Raw genomic sequence first — 22,265 nt, forward strand, 5'->3', positions numbered from 1 at the left:
TGGCGGCACAGGTTATCGGCGCAGGCGTCCAGGACTTCCCGACATCGCGGGTCAACGCCATGGTGCTTGCGTGCGCCGGGCGCCGTCCCTTGGTGGCGCGGCGGCACTGGCAGCCCAACAGATAGCAAAGCAGATAGCAAAGCGCGTGCCGTGATTGGATAGCCCGCGCGTGAATGCTGGTCTCAAATTGAGCGCCGGGCATCGCGCGGGAGAACGCTCGTCGGCGAAGGCAACGCGAGAAGAGGCGCGTGTGCGGGACGAACTGGTCAGCCCGAGCAATGTTGGCATCGCCCCTCCCAAGGAAGCGAATCAAACGGAGTCATCCGCGCATGACCAGCGAAATACTAAGTCGCCATAAACTCGAAGTGCCGGCAGGCCACGACATTACCGGGCTGTAATCAACGCGCAAGCTTATTCCTGAAAGATATTCCTCGCCTTGTAATTTGGCCTCAATCTTTAAGCGGAAATGAGCGCGGTCATAGCACCGTCGCGAGCAAAGGGAGGGCAAAACGTGCGAGCGCTGCGGCCTCGCGGTGCGGCCGGTCCAAATATTGCTGTGACGACAGCGGCGCCGACGTGGCGTCATCACTTCAAGGAGCCGACCATGCCGCATCAGAATTTTCAACACTGTATCGACGAGTGCAATGCTTGCGCAGTGGCATGCGAGCACTGCGCCGCCTCGTGTCTAAGTGAGCCGAACGTACACGAGATGGCCGAGTGCATTCGCCTGGATCTCGATTGCGCCGCAATGTGCCGGATGGCCAGCGCCTATATGGCGCGGGGAAGTCGCTTCGCCAAGGATCTGTGCAACCTTTGCGCGACCGCTTGCGAAGCATGCGGTGCCGAGTGCGAGCGACATGCGGCTCAGCATTGCCAGGAATGCGCTCAAGCGTGCCGGCGTTGTGCGCAGGCATGCCGCGCCATGGCGTAGCACGATCGGCTGCCAACGGCAGAACGGCCATGACGCTAACTTTTTGGCTCTCTACGGTCACGCGAAAGCCCGCGCGGACTACAGGACTGCAACGTCGCTGTCATTAAACGCGTCGGTTCTTCCGGCCGCCACCAGCGGCGACGGGATGCCGTCTCAGCGTCCGGTCGAGCATGGCGAAGACATCCCTAGCGTCGATTCGTTGCGCCGTCACCGTTGACGAAGTCGCTCATTCGTGCCGGCGGCTGCGGCGTGCCACCCATCGCGGGTCCATCGGAAGAGCCGCCTCCGTGCGAGTTGTGTGCACAATCATCTGCGTGATTGCCATCCTGGCTGTGGTAGGCATGCTGTTGATGCATAAGCGCATGATGGGCGGGCTAAGTTGTTGCTGGACCGGCGGCCGCGTAGTGCGCCGGATAAGGGCGGTGGCCGCCTAGTTGATGCCCGCCCGGAGATCGCTCCGGCGACCGCGCGCACGCAGCGCACCGGAGAGCGGCTGGGTTACTTGGTCTGATCCATCATTTCGCGACACTTTTGCATCATGGCGTCATGGTGGCGCAACATCGCCTTGGAGTCGTCCGGCTTCTGTGGCTTGTGTTGCTGCGCTTCAGCCCGTTTGGCGGTACGAGCGCGGCTTGTCTGATGCTTGGGCCCACGCGATGCCCCCAAGACCGGACAATCCTGCCATCACACCCCCCGCAGCCAGACCCTGCACGAAGCGGCGGCGCGGTAGGTTGGCCAGCACAATGCCAGACTGTCGATCACGTCCCATGAAATAGTCCTTTTTGCTTGAATGGCCGCATCGGACAGCGGCAAAGAGAGAGTAACGAGGACGAGGCTACCGACAACTTACCTGAACATTACATTCCGGTAATGTCCGGGCCACTCGGAGCAGGGCTGCGTAGACTCGCCATGGGCTGACCCAAGCGCAGCCATACAATCGGAAAAAGGAAGCTCGAACATGAAACTGCTCGTCGTAGAGGACGAATCCAAGACAGGCCAGTACCTGCGCCAGGGATTGACCGAGGCCGGATTCGTTGTCGACCTGGTTGGCAACGGGCTTGATGGACAACACCTGGCGCTCAACGAGTCTTACGATCTGATTATTCTCGACGTCATGCTGCCGGACCTCGATGGCTGGAGAATTCTGCTGAGCCTGCGCGCGGCCGAGAGCGCGGTTCCGGTCTTGTTCCTTACTGCCCGCGACAGCGTCGCTGATCGGGTCAAGGGACTGGAGCTCGGCGCGGACGATTACCTGGTAAAGCCATTTGCATTCTCCGAACTGTTGGCTCGCGTCCGGACGCTGCTGCGCCGCGGCACTGTGCAGATGGGGCTGGACCGCATTCAGGTGGGCGACCTGGTGCTTGATCTTAGTCGACGTCGCGCTTCGCGCGGAGGTCGCCGGATAGCGCTGACCAGCAAGGAGTTTGCGCTGCTCGAACTGCTCGCCCGCAGGCGGGGAGAAGTTCTGCCCCGCTCGTTGATTGCGTCCCAGGTGTGGGATATGAACTTCGACAGCGACAGCAATGTGATCGACGTTGCGATTCGCCGCTTGCGAGCCAAGATCGACGACGACTTCGACGCCAAGCTGATTCAGACGGTGCGAGGCATGGGGTACGTGCTGGAAGCGCCCGAGGGGCAAGAATGAAGCGCCGTATGTCGCTGACCATGCGGCTGACGTTGTTGTTTTCTCTGACGTCGGCATTGGTGCTACTTGGCCTCGGAATACTGATCTGGCTTTCCATGGACCGGCATTTTGCCGACGAAGATTATGTGGTGCTTGGGGACAACGTTCGTCTGATTCAAAAGATCGCTCAGGAGCAATCCAGCACGCACCTGCCGAGCCGTCTTGCGGAAATGGTGGAACATCACCCCGGTTTTGTCGCCCATGTGAGCACCGCGAAAGGTGACGTCATTTACCGCACCAATGGGTTCGATTTTGGCGCCATGCTCAACGTTATTGGCCGGCTTGGACCGGATGAGACGACCTTGAGCTGGCAGCAGGGAGACAAGGAATACCGAGGTATGCGCGCGCACGCGACAGTGCCCGGCGAGTCGGTGCCCTTGGCGGTGATGGTCGGCATGGACACCGAAATCCATGCCCACTTTATGCACGCGTTTCGTCGCTCGCTGGCCTTCTATACCACGTTGGCGGTGCTCGCCAGCGGCTTGTTCGGCTGGTGGGCAGCCAGGCGCGGTCTGGCGCCGTTGCGAACGATGGCCTCTCGCGCCAAGGGTGTCACGTCGAATCACCTTGACGCCCGCATGCCCGTGGAGACCGTGCCGGTGGAGATGGCCGATCTGGCGGCGACGCTGAATGCCATGCTCGAGCGCTTGCAGGACGATTTCCGGCGATTGTCCGAATTCTCGTCCGACCTGGCTCACGAATTGCGCACGCCGATCACCAACCTGATGACCCAGACCCATGTCGTGTTGTCGCAGCCGCGCGAGGCCGCCAAGTACCGCGACGTGTTGGCCTCCAACGCCGAGGAGCTGCTGCGCCTTGGCCGCATGGTGTCCGATATGCTTTACTTGGCCAAGATGGAGCACGGCATCACGCTGCCCAACGAGGAGTCGATCCATGTCGGCGACGAGGCCCGCGCGCTGTTTGATTTCTACGACGCCTTGGCCGAGGACAAGGGTGTGCAGCTGCGCCTGCAGGGCGACGCCAGCATCGTGGGCGATCGCCTGATGTTGCGCCGCGCACTGAGCAATCTGCTGTCGAACGCACTGCGGTATACGCCCAGCGGCAAAGCGATTGTGATCAAGGCATGCGAGCAAGACGGCGGCGCCACCATCGTGGTCGAGAACCAGGGCGAGGGGATCGATCCCGAGCTGTTGCCGTCGTTGTTCGACCGGTTCTTTCGGGCCGACAAGTCCAGGGCGCGCGCTGATTCGGACAGCGTGGGGCTTGGCTTGTCGATCACGCAAGCCATCATGGTGGCGCACCGCGGTGGAATCTCGGCTGAGTCGTCAGGCGGTCTCACCCGCTTTATTCTGACCTTCCCGCGGCGCCAGCCACGAGCTTAGGGAGGCCGGTCCCCCATGGCGAGCTGCGAGGCACGTGCTGATGCCAGCAAGATCGGCATACTGTTAGGCCATGTGCCGGATCCCGCTGCCAATAGCGACGCTATTGAGATAAGTGTTCTTATCGTAATAGCTATTTTGCTGCGCTAAACTGGCGCCCATGAAAGCGCGCCTGACCCTACCGAGCCCCGCATCTGCCGCCAGCACGGGTATGGATACGTCCTCCGCCGATGCCTGCACGGCATTTCCCGATGCCGCCTCCCTGGCCGCGCTGCGCGCCTGGCATGCCGGCCTGAGCTCCCGGCAAGCCGTGGCGCAATACCTGGGGCAGGAGAGGGCGCGCGGCCAATCCTCGCGCGCCGTGCTGGGCCGCATTCGCCGCCAGCTGGCCGCGCTGGCACGCGAGCGCGGCCGCGACGATCTGGCCTCGTTGTTCGAGATGCCGGCGTCGGCGCGGGTGGCGCAGGGCAGGGCGGCTGACCGTGCCATCGAGGTCTTGCGCACGCTGCCGCCGCCACAGCCTGCGATCACCGACGACATCGGCCGCTGGCTGCCGGCCCGCGCCGTCGCCGCCTTGCGCGCCCACGGCATCGAGACGCTGGCGGCGCTGACGGTGCGCGTGCCCAGGCGTCGACGCTGGTGGGCAGCCATCCCAGGGCTGGGCGCTACCGGTGCCAGACAGATCGAGGCGTTCTTCGCCGCGCATCCCGAGTTGACCGAGCGGGCCCGCGCGCTGATCGTGCAGGAGCGGCGCAGCAGCGTCGTGCCGTGGGAGCAGCTGCGCTTGCCCCATCAGGTCGACGGCTCCGAAGGGCGCTTTCGCGCCCCGCGCGCGACGTGCACCTTGACCGCGGACAACGACTACGAGGCGGTGCAGGCCTGGCTGGCACTGCACGAGTCGCCCGCCACTCATCGCACCTACCGCAAGGAAGCGGAACGGCTGATGCTGTGGGCCATCGTCGAGCGTCAGCGGCCGCTGTCGTCGTTGACCACCGAAGACGCCGTGGCCTACCGCACCTTCCTGCGGCGGCCCATGCCGCGAGAGCGGTGGGTCGGGCCCCCACGCCCGCGCTCGTCGCCGGACTGGCGGCCGTTCACCGGTGCGCTGGCCGCACGCTCGGTCGCCCATGCGCTGTCGATCCTTGGGGCGATGTTCCGCTGGCTGGTCGAGCAACGCTACGTGCTGGCCAATCCCTTCGCCGGCATCAAGGTGCGCGGCGGCGGCCGCACCGCGGCGCTGGACAATTCGCGCGCCTTTACCGACGGAGAATGGAAGTTAGTGCGGACCATTGCTGACGGGCTCGAATGGTCCCACGGCTGGGAGGCCGCCGCGGCGCAGCGCCTGCGCTTCGTGCTGGATTTTGCCTATGCGACGGGGCTACGTCGCAGCGAGCTGGTAGGGGCCACGCTCGGGGATATCTGGACCGACGCGCAAGGCGACGAATGGCTCGAGCTGACCGGGAAGGGCGGGCGCATCGGCAAGGTGGCCTTGCCGCCGTTGGCCCGGCGGGCCTTGGAGCGCTATCTGTCCGAACGCGGTTTGCCCATCAGCCGGCGCTTGTGGCGTCCGGAGATTCGCCTGGTCGGTGACCTGAGCGACGAGTCCGGCTCAGGAATCACGAGCACGCGCCTTTGGCAGGTCGTGAGGCGGTTCTTCAAGCTGGCCGCTGACATCATTGGTTCGGACCATCCTGCGGCTGCGGACAAGCTGCGCCGTGCCAGTCCGCACTGGATGCGGCATACGCACGCCACGCACGCTCTGGATCGGGGCGCCGAGTTGACCATCGTCCGGGACAATCTGCGGCATGCGTCGGTGTCGACGACTTCGGTCTACCTGCATAGCGATGAAGTCAAACGGGCTCGGCAGATCGGAGAGGCATTTGGGGCTTAAATGACACCGCAAGGGCGCCACAGCGGGCTGTACGGACGAACAAGGGGGGCGCAATCTTGCCCTTAGTTGCCGAGCGGTTCTGGCTCAAAACACGGAGTCCTTCAAGCCGAATCCCCTAGTTGGCATCACGGCGATCGTCATGCTGTCGGCGTGCGGCCCCGCCGCGCACAGGGCGATCGCGCGCCGTGCATGGTGACGACTGCGCAGATCGACGAACTCGAGCATCAGAAAGGCCAAGCAGATGGCCGCCAGCACCAAACCGCCCACGCCGCCGGAAGTCTTGCCATAGGTGAATGCCGCGACGGCCAGGCTGAACATGGTCACGGTGCCAAAGCAAAATGCCCAGAAGCTAGGCGTCACCTGACCTGGTCGGAGCTCGACGTAAGTGGGCCCGGCGGTAAAGCCAAGGTCCTCATTGAACCGCAGATAAGGCCAACCGGAGGCCGCCCAGCGCGCCAGCAACAGCGCTGCCGAATGCTGCGCGATGTAGCGCAGTTGGGCGACCGAAAAGCTCCGGCCATAGGCTGCATACATCCGCCCGCAATCGGCCAGCGTCGGTGCGGCAGGGGCCATCACCTCCCACGCGCGCGATACCGCATCCGGATTTCGCAGACATGGCTCGCGCGCCAGCCAAGACAGTAATTGCACGCCCTGTGACCAGGGCTCCGCCGAAGATTCCATGTCCGCCCCCGGAATTGTCTGCCACGCCACGGCAGTGTCCTAAAGTAACTTTGCGTCACTTTACACGGCTAGCAAAGAGGCCGACAACTCGGACAGGGGTATCTCGCAGACGGGGGCGCGAGCACGTGCAAACGGTAGAGAGAGCACACGGTGCTCCCGGCATAGTCGCCGGCTGTGCCGTCATCGAAACTGCCAGCCTCCGAAAGGTGAGCGCCTAGGGGCGGGTAACAAATTTATGCAAAAACCGGTAACAAATTTATGCAAATTAACGGGACCAGGACCGCACGCGCTGTGGCGATATCCGTCATTTAACATAACAAACATTATCGGAAGTACGGATGTTGAGGCCAGATGCTAATGTCCTGATTCAGCTAGATAGAGATGTCCGATCTTTGGTGTCAAGGTCCCTCTTTGGCAGAAGCCATAGAGGCAGCGATGACCAATCGGGACTTAGTGACGATGAGCGGCCGCGAGCTGGACCGGTTCAAAGTAATCGAGGCGGTTGTCCGGGGCGAATTGAAGCCATGGCGGGCCGCCGAGAAGCTGGGCTTGAGTACCCGGCAGATTGGCCGATTGGCCAACCGCTTCCGAACGGACGGGGCTGCGGGTCTGGTCTCTCGCAAACGTGGCTGTATGCCAGGCAATCGGGCATTGCCACGCGGCTTGGAGACGCGCGTACGCGGCCTGATTCGCGACACCTACGCCGATTTCGGTCCCACGCTGGCCTGCGAGAAGCTGCGCGAGCGGCATGGCATTGACTTGGCCAAGGAGACGGTGCGCCGGATCATGATCGACGCCGGCTTCTGGGTCCCAAGGAAGCTGCGCCAGCCCAAGGTCTACCAGCCGCGGCACCGGCGCGCCTGTTATGGCGAGCTGATCCAGATCGACGGCAGCGACCACCGCTGGTTCGAGGATCGGGCGCCGGCCTGCACGCTGCTGGTGTACGTCGATGACGCCACCGGGCAGGTGATGCAGCTGTCGTTTGTGCCGACCGAATCGACCTTCGCGTACTTCGAGGCGACGCGCGCCTACGTGGAACGCCACGGCAAGCCGGTGGCGTTCTACAGCGACAAGGCCGGCATCTTCCGCGTCAATGCCAAGGACGGCCCCGATGGGCGCGGCTATACGCAGTTCGGGCGTGCGCTGTTCGAGCTGAACATCGACATCCTGTGCGCCAATTCGAGTCAGGCCAAGGGGCGCGTCGAACGGATGCACGGCGTGCTGCAGGACCGGCTGGTCAAGGAGCTGCGGCTGCGCGGTATTGCCACCCTGCCCGCCGCCAACGCGTTTGCCGCGAGCTTCATGGCCGAATTCAATGCGCGCTTTGCCAAGGTGCCCAGGAGCGAGTTCAATGCGCACCGGCCGGTGCGCGCCGATGAAGACCTCGAGCGGATCTTTACCTGGCGCGAATGGCGCAAGGTCTCGCAGAGCCTGACCTTGCAGTACGACAAGGTGGTCTATCTGCTGGCCAACGTACCCGAACATCGCCGGCTGATGGGCCGCACCATCGAGGTAGCCGAGTATCCCGATGGACGGATCGAGCTATGGGCCGATGGCACGGCCCTGCCCTACAGCGTGTTCGATCCGAGGGAAACCATCCGGCAAGGCGACATCGTTGCGCACAAGCGGCTGGGGCATGTGCTGGACATCGCGGCCAAGGTGCAGGCGCTCAGAGATGACCGGCAGACCGCGGGGCCGTCGCGCACGCTCAGTGGCCAGGCCCCGACGTCAACCAAAGCGGCACCCCATACCAAGCGCAAGCGACAGATCAATCGGCTGGATCTGGAGCGGGCGATCGCCAGCACGACCGCCCCACCTTGTTGAGTCGGCATCGAGAAGCGGCCAGCTTGACTGCGTTACGGACAGCCCACAAAAAGCACGGTCGGACTGACATTTGAAAGTAGCCAGCGCTCAGACCTTTGAAAACCGGCTGGACAACGGACGTTAGGCATGAATAGAAATGTCCGCTTCCGGATGATTAGAGATGTCATGTCCGAACTCCCTGGCCCGCCTCAGCCAAATGCACGCCGGATCTTCCCCGCGATCCTCAGCGCCCACGTACCACGCCGCGCCGTTCCCGGAACGTGATCGACCAGCGCAATTCCTTGGTTGGCTCGACGCTGTGTTGCCACTGCCAGCGTGCGTCGCCTTCTATCCGGTAGATCGATCTGGGCTCCACGTCGAGCGCCACAATTTGGCGTCGTAGCGACGTGCTGTATGGATAAGGACGGAAGCGCAGTCGCGCGACACCACCGAGCGATACGCCGAAGATGCGCTCGAAATCGGGCACGTCACGGTGCCAGCCCAAGGGAGTGTCCGGCGCGTATTCCGCCACCAGGGCATGGGCCAAACGTTCGGGCGACATTCCGGCCCATTGCGCGACGCGTCCGCGCAGCGGCAGCAGCCGTGCGTCAAGAGGCTGCGCGGGCAGCAGCTCGTTGCTGTCGAAGTCGTAGCTGCCGCCGAAGCTGACCACCCGGCGCCGGGCCAGATAGCCCTTGTACCGCGCGGCCTTCAAAGGCAGAGATCGAATGATGTCGATCAGGGACGCTTCTTCATCGGGCGAAAGGAAATCGGGCTGGTAAATCAGCCCAGGAATCGAGGCCTCGATCGGGCCCTCGCCGAACAGGCTGAATTGATCCATCACGTTCCTTTTGAATCCCGCTGCCGCATGCGCGGCGGACCGCCGTTTCGCGCCCATGGGGGCGATGCAGGTCAAAAAAGGTTAGCACGTCGCGTCGCCTCGATTCGGCCGGGTCGGCTTCGATCTCTGCCTCGCCGATTCCACTTCGCCAGCCAGCCAATAAGGATCGCTATGAAAGTGTGGCGATGGCCGCCGTGGCGTGTTCCGTTTCGTGCACAATCGCGCTTCGAATACCGCAAAAGCCGCCGCCGAGGAGATTCCACGATGAAGAGAACCCAAAACGCCCTGGCCGTCCTTGCCTTGGTCTGCCTGCCCTGCTCTGCCTTGGCCCAGCCGGCCAATTCGACCTTGAACCGCATCAAGGACAGCGGCACGCTGCGGATCTGCACGCCTGGCGATTACAAGCCATTCAGTTTCGAGAAGGCGCCCGGCACGTTCGAAGGTCTCGATGTCGATCTGATGCAGACGCTGGCCACGGCCCTGCAAGCCAGGCCGCAATACGTCAAGACGAGCTGGGCGAACCTGATGCCGGATTTCGTCGCCGGCAAGTGCGATATCGCCGTCGGCGGTATTTCGGTCACGCTGGAACGCCAGCGCCAGGCTTATTTCAGTGCCCCTTACATGATCAACGGCAAGACGCCGTTGACCCGCTGCGAGAACGCCGCCAGGTTCCACACGATCGAATCGATCAATCAGCCGGCAGTGCGCGTCATTGCCAATCCGGGCGGAAGCAACGAGCGCTTTGCGCGAACGCATTTCGATCGGGCCCAATTGAAGATCCATTCCGACAACCTGACGATCTTCGACGAGGTCATCAAGAAGAATGCCGACGTCTTTGTCACGGAAGCCGCGGAAGCGATCGTGCAAAGCAAGGCGCATCCCGAATTGTGCGCGGTCAATCCGCAGAAGCCGCTGCAGTATGCGGAGATGGCTTATCTGCTGCCGCAGGGCGACGAGGTGTTCAAGCACTTCGTCGACCAGTGGCTGCATCTGAGCACCGCTAGCGGCGATTTCGGTCGTGTGCGAGCCAGGTGGCTGCCTGAGTAAGAGGCGGTCCGTGGATGGTCAGCCGCGACGGACTACAAACTGGTCCAATCTGCCTCTTCGCTCGTAAAGGAGCCCGATCTCATCGCTGACGACCTTCATCAGGCCGACTGGAGAAAGGGGATGCGTCGCAAAAACGCTGTTGTTATTGTCGGACGAAAGACGAAGTCTGATCTGGTTCACCGTTTCGCCGGGGCCTTCTACGCGAAGTACTCTCGTCGTCGACCCCGGCCTCCAGTCCACCTGTTTCAGGAAGTAGGTCTTGCCATTGCCGCGTTCGATTGGGTCGACGACAAGATCGAAGGTGGATGTCAGAAATTCGTGTAGCTCTGACTTGGTCATATCGTGACGGGGTCAGAGAATGCCCGATGCCATGAATGAATCTCGACCTTTTCTCGCAAACCATGCACCCAGAATGGGTCTGACTGTATCAATGCTTCGACCTCCAGCTTGTTTGGCGCGCTAACGATCCATAGGCCCCCGATCGGAGCTTCACTGCCAGCCTCTCTTAGGGAGCCCGCAATGAGGATCTGGTCGCGATTCCGGTCAAGCCAATCAATGTGGGCTTTGAAGTGGGTGGTTCGGACGCGTGCTTGTCCGGGAATATCATGAAAGCGCACTGCGAATAGCACTTTGCCTCCTTCCCTTTTATGTGTTCTGGAATTCGTTAGCTGCACCGATCGAAGGATCGCGGCTCGCCTCCGGCTTGATGATTACCTACTTCTTTGCCTTTGCGCTGTTCAACACAACCGCCGCCCGCACCAGCTCCTTCAACGCCTTCTCGTCGATGTGCGCGCCTTGCTGAAAATCGATCGCACGCCTGGTATTGCCGTCCAGGCTTGCATTGAACAGCCCGGCGGGATCCGGCAACGCCGCCCCTTTGGCGAAGGTCATTTTCACGACGCTCTTGTAGGTCTCGCCGGTGCAGAGGATGCCGTTGTGCGACCACACGGGAACGCCGCGCCATTTCCATTCTTCGATGACGTCGGGAGCGGCTTCCTTGATCAAGGCGCGGAGTCTGGCAAGCAATTCGCCTCGCCAGTCGCCCAGCTCGTCGATGCGTGCATCGATCAGCGCCGACGCGGATGGGTCTTGCGGTAATTCGTTGTTCTTCATATCGGATTCTCTTCAAACTCGCAGCGCGCCGAGCGCGGTGTTCGGGCGGCCGGGGCACGGCATCGCCGTGGGACAATGCGGACCACTGCCACCCTGCCCGCTTCGACCGTGACCTTTCTTGCCTATACGGCGCTGTTCGTGCTGACCGCGTTGGCCGAAATCGTCGGCTGCTATTTGCCCTACCTGGTATTAAAGCAGGAAAAGAGTCCGCTGCTGCTGATTCCCGCGGCGCTGGCATTGGCGGCGTTTGCCTGGTTGCTGTCCTTGCATCCCACGGCCGCGGGGCGCACGTATGCAGCCTATGGCGGCGTCTATATTGCGGTCGCGCTGCTGTGGCTTCGCATCGTGGATGGGCTGCCGTTGACACGTTGGGACGTCCTGGGCGCGGCTGTCGCGTTGGCCGGCATGGCCATTATTGTGCTGCAGCCGACGCCGGGCGCCGGCACGGGTTGACTGCCGCTCGCGCTGCGGCATCCGATTCCGATCATCGCCGTAACGGTTGCGACGGCACGCCGGCTGTCCTGGCAACAAGCCGATCGATCATCCAGACGACCAGCATCGTGATCCCCATCAGCGGGAATATCGCACCCAATACCGCCAGCCCTGCCACCCATGCACGCATCGGTGGCGGGCTTGCCGGGCGGGACGGCGCCCCCAGCGCATTGGCCGGTTTCCGCTTGATCCACATGATGAAGCCCGTGATCGCCAACGCCATCAGGCCCAGCGAAATCACCGCGCATGCGATCTGATTGGCGAGACCGAAATACCGGCCCATATGGAGCGAGGTGCCGTACGACACGGCCTTGGCGATGGGGCCGTAGTCGTCGTAGCGGATATCGCGGACGATGTTTCCGCCGTGCGGATCGATATGCAGCGTTCGTTCTCCCCTGGGATCGTTGGGGAAGCAGGAAACCGCGTAGACCGAGCCGGTGCCTGCCGGCAGCGCGACCTGGCATCCCGGACCGGCACCGCGCGCGCGGACGATGGCCAGTACCCGATCCAGCCCGATGGCTGCATGGCCGGTGGAGGCGACGGAACTGGCTGGCACGGCGGTCAATCCCGTTGCCCATGGCACATCGCCAAGCGGCAGCGACTCCATGGTCTTCGTGTGGCCCCGATGGTCTTCCTGGCCGGCATCGCCCCCATTGCTTCGATCGCGGGCCGGTGCATGCATGTGCCCCGCTCCGCCATCGGCCGGCCGTCCCAGATTCGCCGCGGTGGTGATGGCCTTGAATTGCTTGCCCCAGAGAGCGGTCCACGGCAGACCGGACAGCACGAACAGCAGCGCGCCGATCGCGAGCGACACGCCGAGCAGTAGATGGATTTCCTTCCACCGCCCTCGCCTTCCGCTTGCCGGCCGCATCCGAAACGCGGCAATGCCTGATTCGCGCAAGCGCGGCCACCACATCGCCAGGCCGGTGGCGATCATCACCAGCGTCCAGCATCCGGCCAGTTCCATCAGCACTTCGCCGGGCTTGCCCGCGAGCAATGCGCGATGCAGCATGCGGACCTGCTTCATCAAGCGGTCCTCGACGCTGAGGCTGCCCAGCGCCGCGCCGGAGTAAGGGTTCAGATAGAGGCTTTCGCTGTTGCCCGAGGGGAGCCGGAAGATGAATTCGGCGCTGGCGCGCGGGTCATTGCGCAACGTGTAAGTCGTGGCGACTGCCCCAGCCGGCGCGGCCGCTCTCGCCCGCTCCAGCAGCGCTTGCGCCGGAAGCGGTTCGCCCTGCGGCGTTACGCGCAATAACTGCGGATACAGCCATGGCTCGATTTGCGGTTGGAAGCAATAGATCGTGCCGGTGATTGCCAGCACGATCAGAAACGGCATCACGAACAGGCCGGCATAAAAATGCCAGCGCCAAAGCGTGCGGTGGGCGGCAGAGGTTCCGGTACGGGTTTGCGAAATCGATACGGGCATCGGAGCGCGGTGATGGCATGAATCTCTTGCGGATTGCGCCATTGCGGCGCCATTGCGGCGCGATTTCGGCGCGAGTGCGTACTTTGCGACGAAAACCTGCGCGGGTCCTGCGGCATGGTGTCGCATGTACCGCTAAAGGCGTGGCAAATAGAATCGGGCAGCAAAAAAACAACCGCCCTCTCTTGGTCGCGCGCCTTTTCCGCCGACACATCCATTTGCCCATGGCCCGATTTCTTCCACGCGAGGTGGCGCTAGCCGCTGCCGCCGTTTGCCTGTCCGCGCAAGCCGCCGACCCATCGCCCGAGGTCCACGAACTGGCACCGGTCACCGTCCATGCCGCCGGCCAGACCACGCTGGACGAACCGGCTTCCACCGGCTCGAATCTCGGCCTGACGCCGATGCAGACGCCGGCCAGCGTGGACGTCATCGCCCGCGATCAGCTCGAGATCCGAGGCGATGTGTCGCTGGTCGATGCCATTACCCGCGCCCCGGGGCTGTCCGGGCTTGGCCATCCCGGCAATGGCGGCGCTTCGCTATCCGCGCGCGGCTTTACCGATGCGGCTTCGGTCATGCGGCTCTACGATGGCGTGCGCCAATACGGCGGCATCGGTGTCACCTATCCGTTCGACACCTGGTCGGTGGAACGCATCGAGGTGCTGCGCGGTCCTGCCTCGGTGATCTATGGCGAGGGAGCGATCGGCGGCGTCGTCAACGTGGTGCCGAAAAAACCGACGCGCGGGCCAATCGAGAACGAAGTCCAGGCCACGATTGGCACGGACAACACCCAGTGGCTGGCCTTCGGCAGCGGCGGCGCCATCGACGAACGCTGGTCATATCGCTTCGATGTCAGCGGCAATCGCACCGATGGGTCGGTGGATTTCGGGGATTCGCGCAATCTGTCGGTGTCGGGCGCGCTGCAATGGGATCCGACGCCCGAGCTTGCGCTCAAGCTGAGTTACGCCAAGGGCTGGCAGCAGCCGGCCCGCTACTTCGGCGTGCCGCTGGTCAATGGACGCCAGGACCCGTCCTTGCGAACGCGAAACTACAACGTCAGCGACAGCCGCATCCAGTACGACGACCAGTGGACCGAACTGTCGGCGCGGTGGACGCCGAGCGCCGATCTGACGGTTCGCTCGCGGGCCTACTACATCGACAGCAAACGCCATTGGCGCAATGCCGAGTACTACGACTATCTGCCGGCGAGCGGCCTGATCCAGCGCTCGTCCTATGTCGAGATCCTTCATGACCAGTGGCAGGTCGGCAATACGACCGACGTGGTCTATCGCCATGCGCTGTTCGGCATGAACAACAGCCTGTCGGTCGGCTTCGACATCAATCGGGCATCGTTTCGCCATACCAACAATTCCCCCTACTCCGGCAGCACCGTCGTCGATCCCTACACGTTCGAGCGCGGCCAGTTCATCAACGTGGCCGGCACAGCGCCGCGCTACAGCAACGAGGCGGTCCAGTACGCCTTGTTTGCCGAGAATCGGCTCGAAATCACGCCGCGCTGGTCGGTGTTGGGCGGTTTGCGCTATGACCATGCGAGGATCGAACGCCACGATCTGATGGCCCATCGCGAGGCGTTCGACAGGACCTTTTCGCACGTCGGCTGGCGCGCCGGAACGGTCTACAACCTGACGCCGAATCTCGCGCTCTACGCGCAATACTCGGAAGCCGCCGATCCCGTCAGCGCGCTGCTGATGCTGTCGTCCTCCAACAGCAATTTCGACCTGTCCACCGGCCGCCAGATCGAAGCCGGCGTCAAGCAGGACTTCTGGAACGGCAAAGGGGAATGGACTGTCGCGGCTTATCACATCGTCAAAAAGAAGCTGGTCACCCGCGACGCAGCCAATCCCGCGCAAAGCGTACAGGTCGGCGAACAATCGTCGCGTGGAATCGAGGCCAGCGTCGGCGTCGAATTCCTGCCCGGCTGGCGGCTCGATGCCAATGCGGCGCTGCTGCAGGCACGCTATGACGACTTCACGGAATCGGTGAATGGCACGGCGGTCTCACGGGCCGGCAACGTGCCGACCGACGTGCCCGAGCGGCTGGCCAATGCCTGGCTGACCTGGCGCTTCTTGCCGGAATGGACAGCAGGCGCCGGCATCCGCTATGTCGGCCGCCGTTTTGCCGACCGAGCCAATACGCTGGAAATGCCGACCTACACCACCACGGATCTGCTGCTGCAATGGCGGCCCCGCAAGAACACCACGCTGTCGCTGCGCGGCTTCAATGTGTTCGACCGGCACTATGTCGCGACGGCTTACTACAACCCCACGCAGTGGCTGCAGGGGGCAGGACGGCGGGTCGAATTAACGGTCAATCACCGGTTCTGAGTCGTCGTACGGTTGCAGCCGGTCCGTCGGAACGCCGAGCCTAATACCGGACCAATTCCACAATCGAAGTGCCCATCCAGCTATGGCGGATCACGGCTCTGTACTCGTCCTCGTTGAAGCCGGGCGGGCGGACGCGGCCCCAGGAAGAGGCCGACTCAGTCGTGTCGAACTCCAGGCCTTTTGCCGGGCCATCGACAATCTCGAAGGTCCATGAGTTTGTCCGGTGACGCCCCTGCTTGGAGATGGAGGTACTGGTCTTGATCAACCGTGCCTTGGCCGTTATGGGGGCAGCCCAGCTGGCATTGTAGACGTCTACTAGATGGTGACCTGCAAAGGCGATGACGACGACGAAATAAATCGGAAGCATCCCGGCAATCATGTCTATTGTCGATCCATTGGACTTGCTTTGAATGCCGCAAAGGCTCAAGACGATCATCAGTCCGATCACGGCCAAAAGAGCGATGCCAAAGCCAAGCGGGAGGCGAAGCAGGATCCAGAACCAGCTTGAGTCCGCGTCCATCGGATAAGGATCAATCGTGGCCAATGCGACCCAGAAGATGGCAGAGAACAGGAAACAAAGGACTATGTCCAAATAATCATCGCCATCTGATTTTTCTCTGCTCACGACCGCATCGGCGCTGCCGGCTCCAGCGTCGATGGAGATAGGCGCATCGCCTTGTACGCTTTGAGAATCGGCATTGTCTCGTAAGGACGGTGGCTGCATAGCAAAGTATTGCAATGGCGATACGGCATCATAATGCTTGGGCGCGGAAGAAAAAACCTACCGCAGATGGGCCTGGCCCCTCCCATGCGGAGACCATGGGGCCGAGGCTGGCGGGAACCATGCGCGTGGCACTATCGACCGTATCGCCTAGTCTCAGTCCATCGGAATCGCGTCCCTCATGGCTTCCCTGTTTGATCGTGTCCTTGCGCCTTTGTGCTTCATCGCCGTTCCCGCCATGGCAACGCTGCTGCTCGGCGGATGCGCCCTGCCACCGCTCGAGGACCGGACGCCTTCCCACGCACTGACACCAGAGCAGTCCCGCGCTACCGCACTCGGGCGTGCCTTGGCGCCGGCCCTGTCCCAGCGCCCGGGTCTATCGGGCATTCACGCACTGGCCGATCCGCGCGAGGCCTTCGCCGCGCGGGTCCATGGCGCCCGGATGGCCGAGCGCACGCTGGACGTGCAGTACTACATCTGGCGCCGCGACACCACGGGCACGCTGCTGCTCGATGCGCTGCATGAAGCGGCCCAGCGCGGCGTGCGGGTGCGTCTGCTGCTGGACGACAACGGTATTTCGGGGCTGGACGAGATCCTGTCCGCGCTGGATGCCCATCCCAACATCGAGGTCCGCCTCTTCAATCCATTCGTGGTGCGGTCGCCGAAATTCATCGGCTATCTGACCGACTTTCCTCGCCTGAACCGGCGCATGCACAATAAATCGTTCACCGTGGATGCGCAGGCCACCATCGTTGGCGGTCGCAACGTCGGCGACGAATATTTCGGCGCCACCGATGGCGTGCTGTTTTCCGACCTGGATGTGCTGGCCGTTGGGCCGATTGCGGCCGATGTCGAACGGGAGTTCGATCGCTACTGGGCCAGCGCCAGTGCCTATCCGGTCAATGCGATCGTGCCACCTGTCGCTCCGGACAGGCTCGAGCAGCTGACCCGGGAGGCGGCCGTCGCGCGGCGCGACCCGGCCGCCGAGGCCTACATGAACGCCCTGAAGGCGATGCCGGCATACCGCCGCATCCTCGATGGCACCTTGGCGTTCGAGTGGGCAAAGACGCGGATTGTCAGCGACGATCCCGCCAAGGTCCTGGGCAAGGCGCCGCGCCATGCGCTGATCGGGCACCAGCTGATGGAGACCATCGGCGTGCCGGCGCGGGAACTCGATCTGGTATCCCCCTACTTCGTTCCGACCAAGTCCGGCGCCAACGCCTTCGCGAACCTGGCGGCCAAGGGGGTCAATGTGCGCGTGCTGACCAATGCGGCCGAGGCGACGGACGTCAAGGTAGTGCACTCCGGCTATGTCAAATGGCGCCGTGCGTTGCTGGAATCCGGCGTGCAGTTGTTCGAGTTGAAGCGCGAGATTGCGGCGCCGGCGGACAAGGCCGATACCACGCCGCCGACCAGGCCAGAGGAGCGCGCCGGACCGTTCGGCAGCTCCGGCGCGAGCCTGCACGCGAAGACGTTCGCCGTGGACGCGCAGCGTGTCTTTGTCGGCTCGCTGAACTTCGATCCCCGCTCGGCGAATCTGAATACCGAACTGGGCTTCGTGATCGAGAACCCCACGCTGGCGGGCCGCATTGAATCGGCGTTTGGCACCAGCGTCCCGCAGAACGCCTACGAGGTCCGGCTGTCCGACAACGGCAGCCTGTACTGGCTGGAACGGCGCGGCAACGACACGATTCGCCACGATACCGAGCCCAACACCAGCTGGCTGGAGCGCGTCTGGATCCGCGGGCTGTCGTGGTTGCCGATCGACTGGATGTTATGACGGTGTGATAGGCGAGCACTGACGGTAGCGTGCAAGGCCGCTACGGCGGGAATCCCTGCGAGCGGCCGCCGCATTGCGCCAATGGGCTATTGCGCTGTTGCGCTACTGCCCTATTGCGCGCCCTGCTCGCCCATCATCGCGTCCGGATTCATCCATACCGGCTCGAACAGATGGCCGTCCGGGTCTTCAAACGTGCGCAGATACATGAACCCCATGTCCTGCGGTTCACGAATGTCCGCGCGGCCGCCAGCCGATTTCGCGGCCTCGACGATGGCGTCCACATCCTCGCGATTGTCGATTGTCAGCGCGATCAGCATGGCGCTGGTTTCGCGCCCATCGGCGATCGGCTTGCTGGTGAAGGTCCCGTAATAGGCGTGCGTCATCAGATGGAACGTGATGGTGTCCGACCACACCATCGACGACGTCTGGTGGTCGCTGAACTGCTCGTTCTTGACGCAGCCGATCGCCTCGTAGAACCGCGTCGCCGCGGCGAGATCGCGGACCGGCAGGTTCAGGAAAATCATCTTTGCCATCGTGTCTCCTCCGTTGGTTTTACTGCAGGGGGCGCGTGCGCGCCTCGGGTTGCTGATGTCCGCCTGGATTCTCGCGGGGATATTCGAGCTGCATCGCGACCAGGGATTCGGTTCGCGCGCCATAGCGCTGGCCGATGCCGTTCAGCGCCTCGTCCAGCGCCCGCGCCGGCTGCGATTCCGCGGCGAGCGCTATGGTCCGGCCTCGATCCCAGTCCGTGCCGACGTGCTCGGGCACCAGGCGAATGCCGTTTCTCGTCTGGATCGGCCCCGCCCGCTGGGCGAACGATACGGCCTGCGAACGGTATGTCCGCGACCACGCGTCGGCCACCAGCGCCAGCGACACCTCGTCGACGCCAGGCCGTAGCGCGATGCCCAGCCGCTCGCGATTCCAGAACGCCATCGTATTGCCGATCGCCGTCAAGGCGAATGGGCGCGTAAAGGTGAAGGCATCGCTGTCGTGGCGCGCATCCCAATGCGGCAGGCCCAGGTCGCGGGCCACGGCCTGTGCCCTGTCGCGGCCCGCCACGGCTTCGATCAGCGTCAACGTCATTGGCATCGACGCGGAAATGCCGGTGGTCGTGGCGACACGGCCATCGACGACGATGCGCCGGTCGGCAACGTAGCGCACGGTCGGATGCTTGTCGAGCAAGTCTTCCAGGTAGTACCAATGGGTGGTGGCGCGCTTGCCGTCGAGCAGCCCAGCCGCGGCCACGACCTTGGCGCCGGCGCAGATGCCGATGACCGTTGCGCCTTTGGCCGCCTGGCTGCGGATCCATTGCAGCACGGCCGGATCGTCGTCGCGGCTCATCGCCGGCACCAGCACGTAGTCGGCGCCCTGGGGATGCTGTGCGTCGAACTGCGCGATCGTCGCGTCCGGCTCGACCTGCAGCACGGGATAGAGCTTGACCGGCCCCGGCTGCGTCGCCAAGGCAGTCACCTCCCCGATGTCGGCGCGGCGCAGGATGCCGTAGGGCATCAGATAGTCGGTGGTCTCGGTCGCGTCATTGATGCCGACGATGGCAATCACCGGGCGCGGCCGCTTCTGGGGCTTCAGAGCGGCCAGCGTGGCTGTCCGCTCCGCTTCGGCGATCGCCGGCGGTTCAGCGGGAGCGGTGGCGGGCGGCAGGGACAGCAGCCACGCCGCGCCGGCGGCCAGCGCGACGGCCGCGATACCGAGCGCGATCCATGCTGCCAGACGTAGGTTCAGCAGGTTCAGCGGGTTCAGCCGGTTCCACCGGTTCATCGTCGTGGTCTCCTCCTTGGCTTGAGCCAGACCACTAGCTTAGGCGGAGGGAATCCCGACGCCAAGCCACGCCAAAGTGTCCACATTGGGCGAGATCGGCCGATGCCGGCATGGCGCGTCGGCAGACGGTAGCCGTTGCGCCATCGCGCCCTACCCCTTTCGCAATCCTTCCACCGGGTCGGTCTCGAACGCCTGCCACAGCGCATCGCGCCGCTGCAGCGCCTCGATCACGGCAGGCTGGCGTAACTGCGCGACGGCGGATACCAGTGCATTGCACAAGAAAAACGCGGCGGTGTACGAATCGAATGGCGATGCGTTGGCGGTGCGTACCAGCAGATGGTGATCGGACAGCGGCACCAGCGGCGCGGCCGGGCTGTCGCAGATCGCGACGACGCGGGCGCCCCGTTCGCGGAAAGCACGGGCGATGCTGACCGGCGCGCTCGAATAGCGCCGGACGCTGAAGGTCAGCAGCACGTCTTCGGGCTGGACCCACAGCATGGCGTCGGTGGCCGTCACCGCGCCGGCCCCGAGCTCCTGCACATTGGGCCGGCACATGTTCAGATGCAGCGCCAGCCAGGCGCTGACCGGTGCGCTGTTCTTCTGCGCCAGGATGTACAGGCGCCCTTTTCCTCCGGCCAGCAGCCGCGCGATCGCTTCGAACGCGGCGATGTCGAGCGATTCGTGCGTGGCCGTCAGGTTGTGCTGGTCATGCATCAACGCGTCGTCGAGGCACGCCCGCAAGGTTCGCTTGCCGCCGATCAGCGCTGGTGCGCGCTGACCCGCGGTCGGCAGCGCGGCAGTCACGCTCGCCCGCGCTTCGCGCTGGGCGTCGGCATAGCTGGCATAGCCGAGCTTGGCGAACAACCGCACCACGGTCGACGCGCTGGTGCCGTGCTGCCCCGCCAGCGCGGTCGCCGATTCGAGCAGCACGTGCGGATAGCCGCGCGTCAATGCATCGGCCAGTTCGCGCTCGCGCGCGGTCAGCGTGGCCGCCTCGCGCGCCAGCCGGTCCAGCAGCGTGGCGCCATGATCGGCGGTCTCCTTGCGGGAATTCGTCATATTGACACCATGCAATGCGTATTGCATGATGATATCACCATTGCAACGATCGTTTCATCGCCTGTTACCCGGCCCATTCACGCACGTTGCACAACGCGTTTCATCACGCCTTTCATCGCGTACCGTTCCCCGGCCGCGAACAGGAACCCCATGCAGGATAGAGAAGTAGCCCAGGGCGAACAGGCCCTGCTGGACTGGCTGCAAGGCCAGCAACAGGCGATGCAGGACTTGCTGCAGAAGATTGTCGACATCGACAGCGGCAGCCGCCATGAAGCCGGCGTGCAGGCCGTGGCCGAGGCGCTGCGCGCGCATCTGGAAGCGGCCGGCATTGCCGTGCATTTCCATGCGGTGCCCGGATACGGCGTCTGCCTCGATGCGCAGGTGTCCGGCTCCGGCGAGGGCCTGCCGGTCCTGCTGATGGGGCATATGGATACGGTCTATCCCGAAGGCACCGCGGCCAGGCGGCCCTTCCGCGTAGAGGACGGACGCGCCTATGGTCCCGGCGTCGCCGACATGAAATCCGGCCTGGTGCTCAATGTGTTCGTTGCCGAGGCGCTGGCGCGGCTGGGCCGCCAGGCGCCGCCGGTGCGGCTGTTCTTCTCGTGCGACGAGGAGATCGGTTCGCCGGCGACCCGCGAGCGGATCATGGCGGTTGCCCGTGAAGTTCGCGCCGTGTTCAACGCCGAGCCGGGCCGCGTCAGCGGCAACCTGGTGACGGGTCGCAAGGGTTCGATGGTGGTCAAGTTCGAGGTCGAGGGTGTGGCCGCGCACTCCGGCATCAACCACGCCCATGGCGCGAGCGCGATCGATGCGCTGGCGCGCAAGGTTCTCGAACTGCATGCGCTGACCGACCCATCCTCCGGCGTCACCACCAATGTCGGTTGCGTGCAGGGCGGCATCGTGCCGAACATGGTGGCGCCGCATGCCAAGGCACAGCTCGATGTGCGGTTCACCGCGGAAACCGATATGGACGCGCTTTACGGGCGCATCCGCGACATCATCGAAGCCGAGTCGATCCCGCGCACGCGCGGCCGCATCACCGACATGCGCCGCACGATGCCGATGGCGACGACGCCCGCGTTCCTGCTGTCGCTGTATCAGCGCAGTGCCGAACGTGTCGGCTTCACCGTCGACGGCGAGTTCACCGGCGGCGCGGCCGACAGCGGCCTGACCAGCTCGGCCGGCACGCCGACGCTGTGCGGCACCGGCCCGGTCGGCGGCCATCCGCACACCGAGCGCGAATACTGCGAACTCTCCACCTTCGTGCCACGGGCCCAGGCTCTGGCGCTTGCCGTTCTCGGACTCCGATGAGCGGCAGGCCCGCCTTCGAGCCAATTCACA

At 63.8% G+C, this 22,265-nt stretch carries 21 protein-coding genes and 1 pseudogene; 11 read left to right on the plus strand and 11 right to left on the minus strand.

Going from position 1 to position 22,265, the window contains the following annotated elements:
* Positions 1-604 precede the first annotated feature (604 nt).
* Both HTY53_RS12710 and HTY53_RS12715 read left to right on the plus strand, forming a co-directional pair.
* On the plus strand, positions 605-931 hold the full coding sequence (locus tag HTY53_RS12710; RefSeq protein ID WP_012435770.1) for a four-helix bundle copper-binding protein: 327 nt from the start codon (positions 605-607) through the stop codon (positions 929-931).
* On the plus strand, positions 858-1,148 hold the full coding sequence (locus HTY53_RS12715; protein WP_162491053.1) for a hypothetical protein: 291 nt from the start codon (positions 858-860) through the stop codon (positions 1,146-1,148). The genes HTY53_RS12710 and HTY53_RS12715 overlap by 74 nt, the downstream gene beginning before the upstream one ends.
* A gap of 426 nt (positions 1,149-1,574) precedes the next feature.
* On the opposite strand, the pseudogene HTY53_RS12720 reads toward HTY53_RS12715, so the two are convergent.
* Positions 1,575-1,700 (minus strand): annotated as a pseudogene (locus HTY53_RS12720) (twin-arginine translocation signal domain-containing protein); the annotation flags it as partial.
* 189 nt (positions 1,701-1,889) lie between these two features.
* Here HTY53_RS12720 and HTY53_RS12725 point away from each other — a divergent pair.
* From HTY53_RS12725 to HTY53_RS12735, 3 genes are all read left to right on the plus strand, one after another.
* Positions 1,890-2,576: a heavy metal response regulator transcription factor gene (locus HTY53_RS12725; RefSeq protein WP_012435768.1), complete on the plus strand. Its 687-nt coding sequence runs from the start codon at positions 1,890-1,892 to the stop codon at positions 2,574-2,576.
* Positions 2,573-3,958, plus strand: a complete 1,386-nt coding sequence (locus tag HTY53_RS12730; RefSeq protein ID WP_012435767.1) for a heavy metal sensor histidine kinase — start codon at positions 2,573-2,575, stop codon at positions 3,956-3,958. Before HTY53_RS12725 ends, HTY53_RS12730 begins: the two co-directional genes overlap by 4 nt.
* 157 nt (positions 3,959-4,115) lie before the next feature.
* Positions 4,116-5,846 carry a phage integrase family protein gene (locus HTY53_RS12735; RefSeq protein WP_438820952.1) on the plus strand — a complete coding sequence of 577 codons (1,731 nt, stop codon included), beginning with the start codon at positions 4,116-4,118 and terminating at the stop codon, positions 5,844-5,846.
* Positions 5,847-5,930: 84 nt separating this feature from the next.
* Here the strand turns inward: HTY53_RS12735 and HTY53_RS12740 are convergent, their stop codons facing one another.
* Complete coding sequence (locus HTY53_RS12740) at positions 5,931-6,557, minus strand: hypothetical protein (RefSeq protein ID WP_174106896.1); 627 nt, start codon at positions 6,555-6,557, stop codon at positions 5,931-5,933.
* Between the two features lie 429 nt (positions 6,558-6,986).
* On the opposite strand from HTY53_RS12740, the gene HTY53_RS12745 reads away from it, so the two are divergent.
* On the plus strand, positions 6,987-8,351 hold the full coding sequence (locus HTY53_RS12745; RefSeq protein WP_438820955.1) for an ISNCY family transposase: 1,365 nt from the start codon (positions 6,987-6,989) through the stop codon (positions 8,349-8,351).
* Positions 8,352-8,574: 223 nt separating this feature from the next.
* On the opposite strand, the gene HTY53_RS12750 is transcribed toward HTY53_RS12745, so the two are convergent.
* Entirely contained in the window at positions 8,575-9,171 is a 597-nt protein-coding gene (locus HTY53_RS12750; protein WP_254599934.1) for an alpha-ketoglutarate-dependent dioxygenase AlkB, read from the minus strand.
* 264 nt (positions 9,172-9,435) lie between these two features.
* Here HTY53_RS12750 and HTY53_RS12755 point away from each other — a divergent pair, with 264 nt between their 5' ends.
* Positions 9,436-10,218, plus strand: coding sequence for a transporter substrate-binding domain-containing protein (locus tag HTY53_RS12755; protein WP_174106897.1), 783 nt, complete (start codon positions 9,436-9,438; stop codon positions 10,216-10,218).
* An 18-nt stretch (positions 10,219-10,236) separates the two neighbouring features.
* Here the strand turns inward: HTY53_RS12755 and HTY53_RS12760 are convergent, their stop codons facing one another.
* The 3 genes from HTY53_RS12760 to HTY53_RS12770 are packed head-to-tail and all read right to left on the minus strand — an operon-like array spanning position 10,237 to position 11,331.
* Positions 10,237-10,557 carry a hypothetical protein gene (locus HTY53_RS12760; protein ID WP_174106898.1) on the minus strand — a complete coding sequence of 107 codons (321 nt, stop codon included), beginning with the start codon at positions 10,555-10,557 and terminating at the stop codon, positions 10,237-10,239.
* Positions 10,554-10,892, minus strand: a complete 339-nt coding sequence (locus HTY53_RS12765; protein ID WP_368040985.1) for a YciI family protein — start codon at positions 10,890-10,892, stop codon at positions 10,554-10,556. The genes HTY53_RS12760 and HTY53_RS12765 overlap by 4 nt, the downstream gene beginning before the upstream one ends.
* 40 nt (positions 10,893-10,932) lie before the next feature.
* Positions 10,933-11,331: a DUF1801 domain-containing protein gene (locus tag HTY53_RS12770; protein WP_174106900.1), complete on the minus strand. Its 399-nt coding sequence runs from the start codon at positions 11,329-11,331 to the stop codon at positions 10,933-10,935.
* 75 nt (positions 11,332-11,406) lie between these two features.
* Here HTY53_RS12770 and HTY53_RS12775 point away from each other — a divergent pair, with 75 nt between their 5' ends.
* A complete protein-coding gene (locus HTY53_RS12775) occupies positions 11,407-11,784 on the plus strand; it encodes a YnfA family protein (protein ID WP_174106901.1) in 378 nt (125 codons plus the stop codon).
* 31 nt (positions 11,785-11,815) lie between these two features.
* On the opposite strand, the gene HTY53_RS12780 is transcribed toward HTY53_RS12775, so the two are convergent.
* Positions 11,816-13,249 (minus strand): PepSY-associated TM helix domain-containing protein, encoded by a 1,434-nt coding sequence (locus HTY53_RS12780; protein WP_174106991.1) that lies wholly within the window; start codon positions 13,247-13,249, stop codon positions 11,816-11,818.
* 221 nt (positions 13,250-13,470) lie between these two features.
* On the opposite strand from HTY53_RS12780, the gene HTY53_RS12785 reads away from it, so the two are divergent.
* Positions 13,471-15,588, plus strand: coding sequence for a TonB-dependent receptor (locus HTY53_RS12785; RefSeq protein WP_174106902.1), 2,118 nt, complete (start codon positions 13,471-13,473; stop codon positions 15,586-15,588).
* 40 nt (positions 15,589-15,628) lie between these two features.
* Here the strand turns inward: HTY53_RS12785 and HTY53_RS12790 are convergent, their stop codons facing one another.
* Positions 15,629-16,312, minus strand: coding sequence for a hypothetical protein (locus tag HTY53_RS12790; RefSeq protein WP_174106903.1), 684 nt, complete (start codon positions 16,310-16,312; stop codon positions 15,629-15,631).
* 235 nt (positions 16,313-16,547) lie between these two features.
* Between HTY53_RS12790 and HTY53_RS12795 the strand changes: the two genes are divergently transcribed.
* Entirely contained in the window at positions 16,548-18,089 is a 1,542-nt protein-coding gene (locus tag HTY53_RS12795; protein WP_174106904.1) for a phospholipase D family protein, read from the plus strand.
* A 110-nt stretch (positions 18,090-18,199) separates the two neighbouring features.
* Here HTY53_RS12795 and HTY53_RS12800 read toward each other — a convergent pair whose 3' ends face one another.
* From HTY53_RS12800 to HTY53_RS12810, 3 genes are all read right to left on the minus strand, one after another.
* Complete coding sequence (locus HTY53_RS12800) at positions 18,200-18,622, minus strand: VOC family protein (RefSeq protein WP_064573579.1); 423 nt, start codon at positions 18,620-18,622, stop codon at positions 18,200-18,202.
* A gap of 19 nt (positions 18,623-18,641) precedes the next feature.
* Positions 18,642-19,829: a DJ-1/PfpI family protein gene (locus HTY53_RS12805; protein ID WP_438820956.1), complete on the minus strand. Its 1,188-nt coding sequence runs from the start codon at positions 19,827-19,829 to the stop codon at positions 18,642-18,644.
* 186 nt (positions 19,830-20,015) lie between these two features.
* Positions 20,016-20,924, minus strand: coding sequence for a MurR/RpiR family transcriptional regulator (locus HTY53_RS12810; protein ID WP_174106906.1), 909 nt, complete (start codon positions 20,922-20,924; stop codon positions 20,016-20,018).
* A gap of 150 nt (positions 20,925-21,074) precedes the next feature.
* On the opposite strand from HTY53_RS12810, the gene HTY53_RS12815 reads away from it, so the two are divergent.
* Positions 21,075-22,235: a M20 family metallopeptidase gene (locus HTY53_RS12815; RefSeq protein ID WP_174106907.1), complete on the plus strand. Its 1,161-nt coding sequence runs from the start codon at positions 21,075-21,077 to the stop codon at positions 22,233-22,235.
* The last annotated feature ends 30 nt before the right edge of the window (positions 22,236-22,265 follow it).

This window comes from Cupriavidus gilardii, assembly GCF_013314895.1.
Classification (GTDB): domain Bacteria; phylum Pseudomonadota; class Gammaproteobacteria; order Burkholderiales; family Burkholderiaceae; genus Cupriavidus; species Cupriavidus gilardii_C.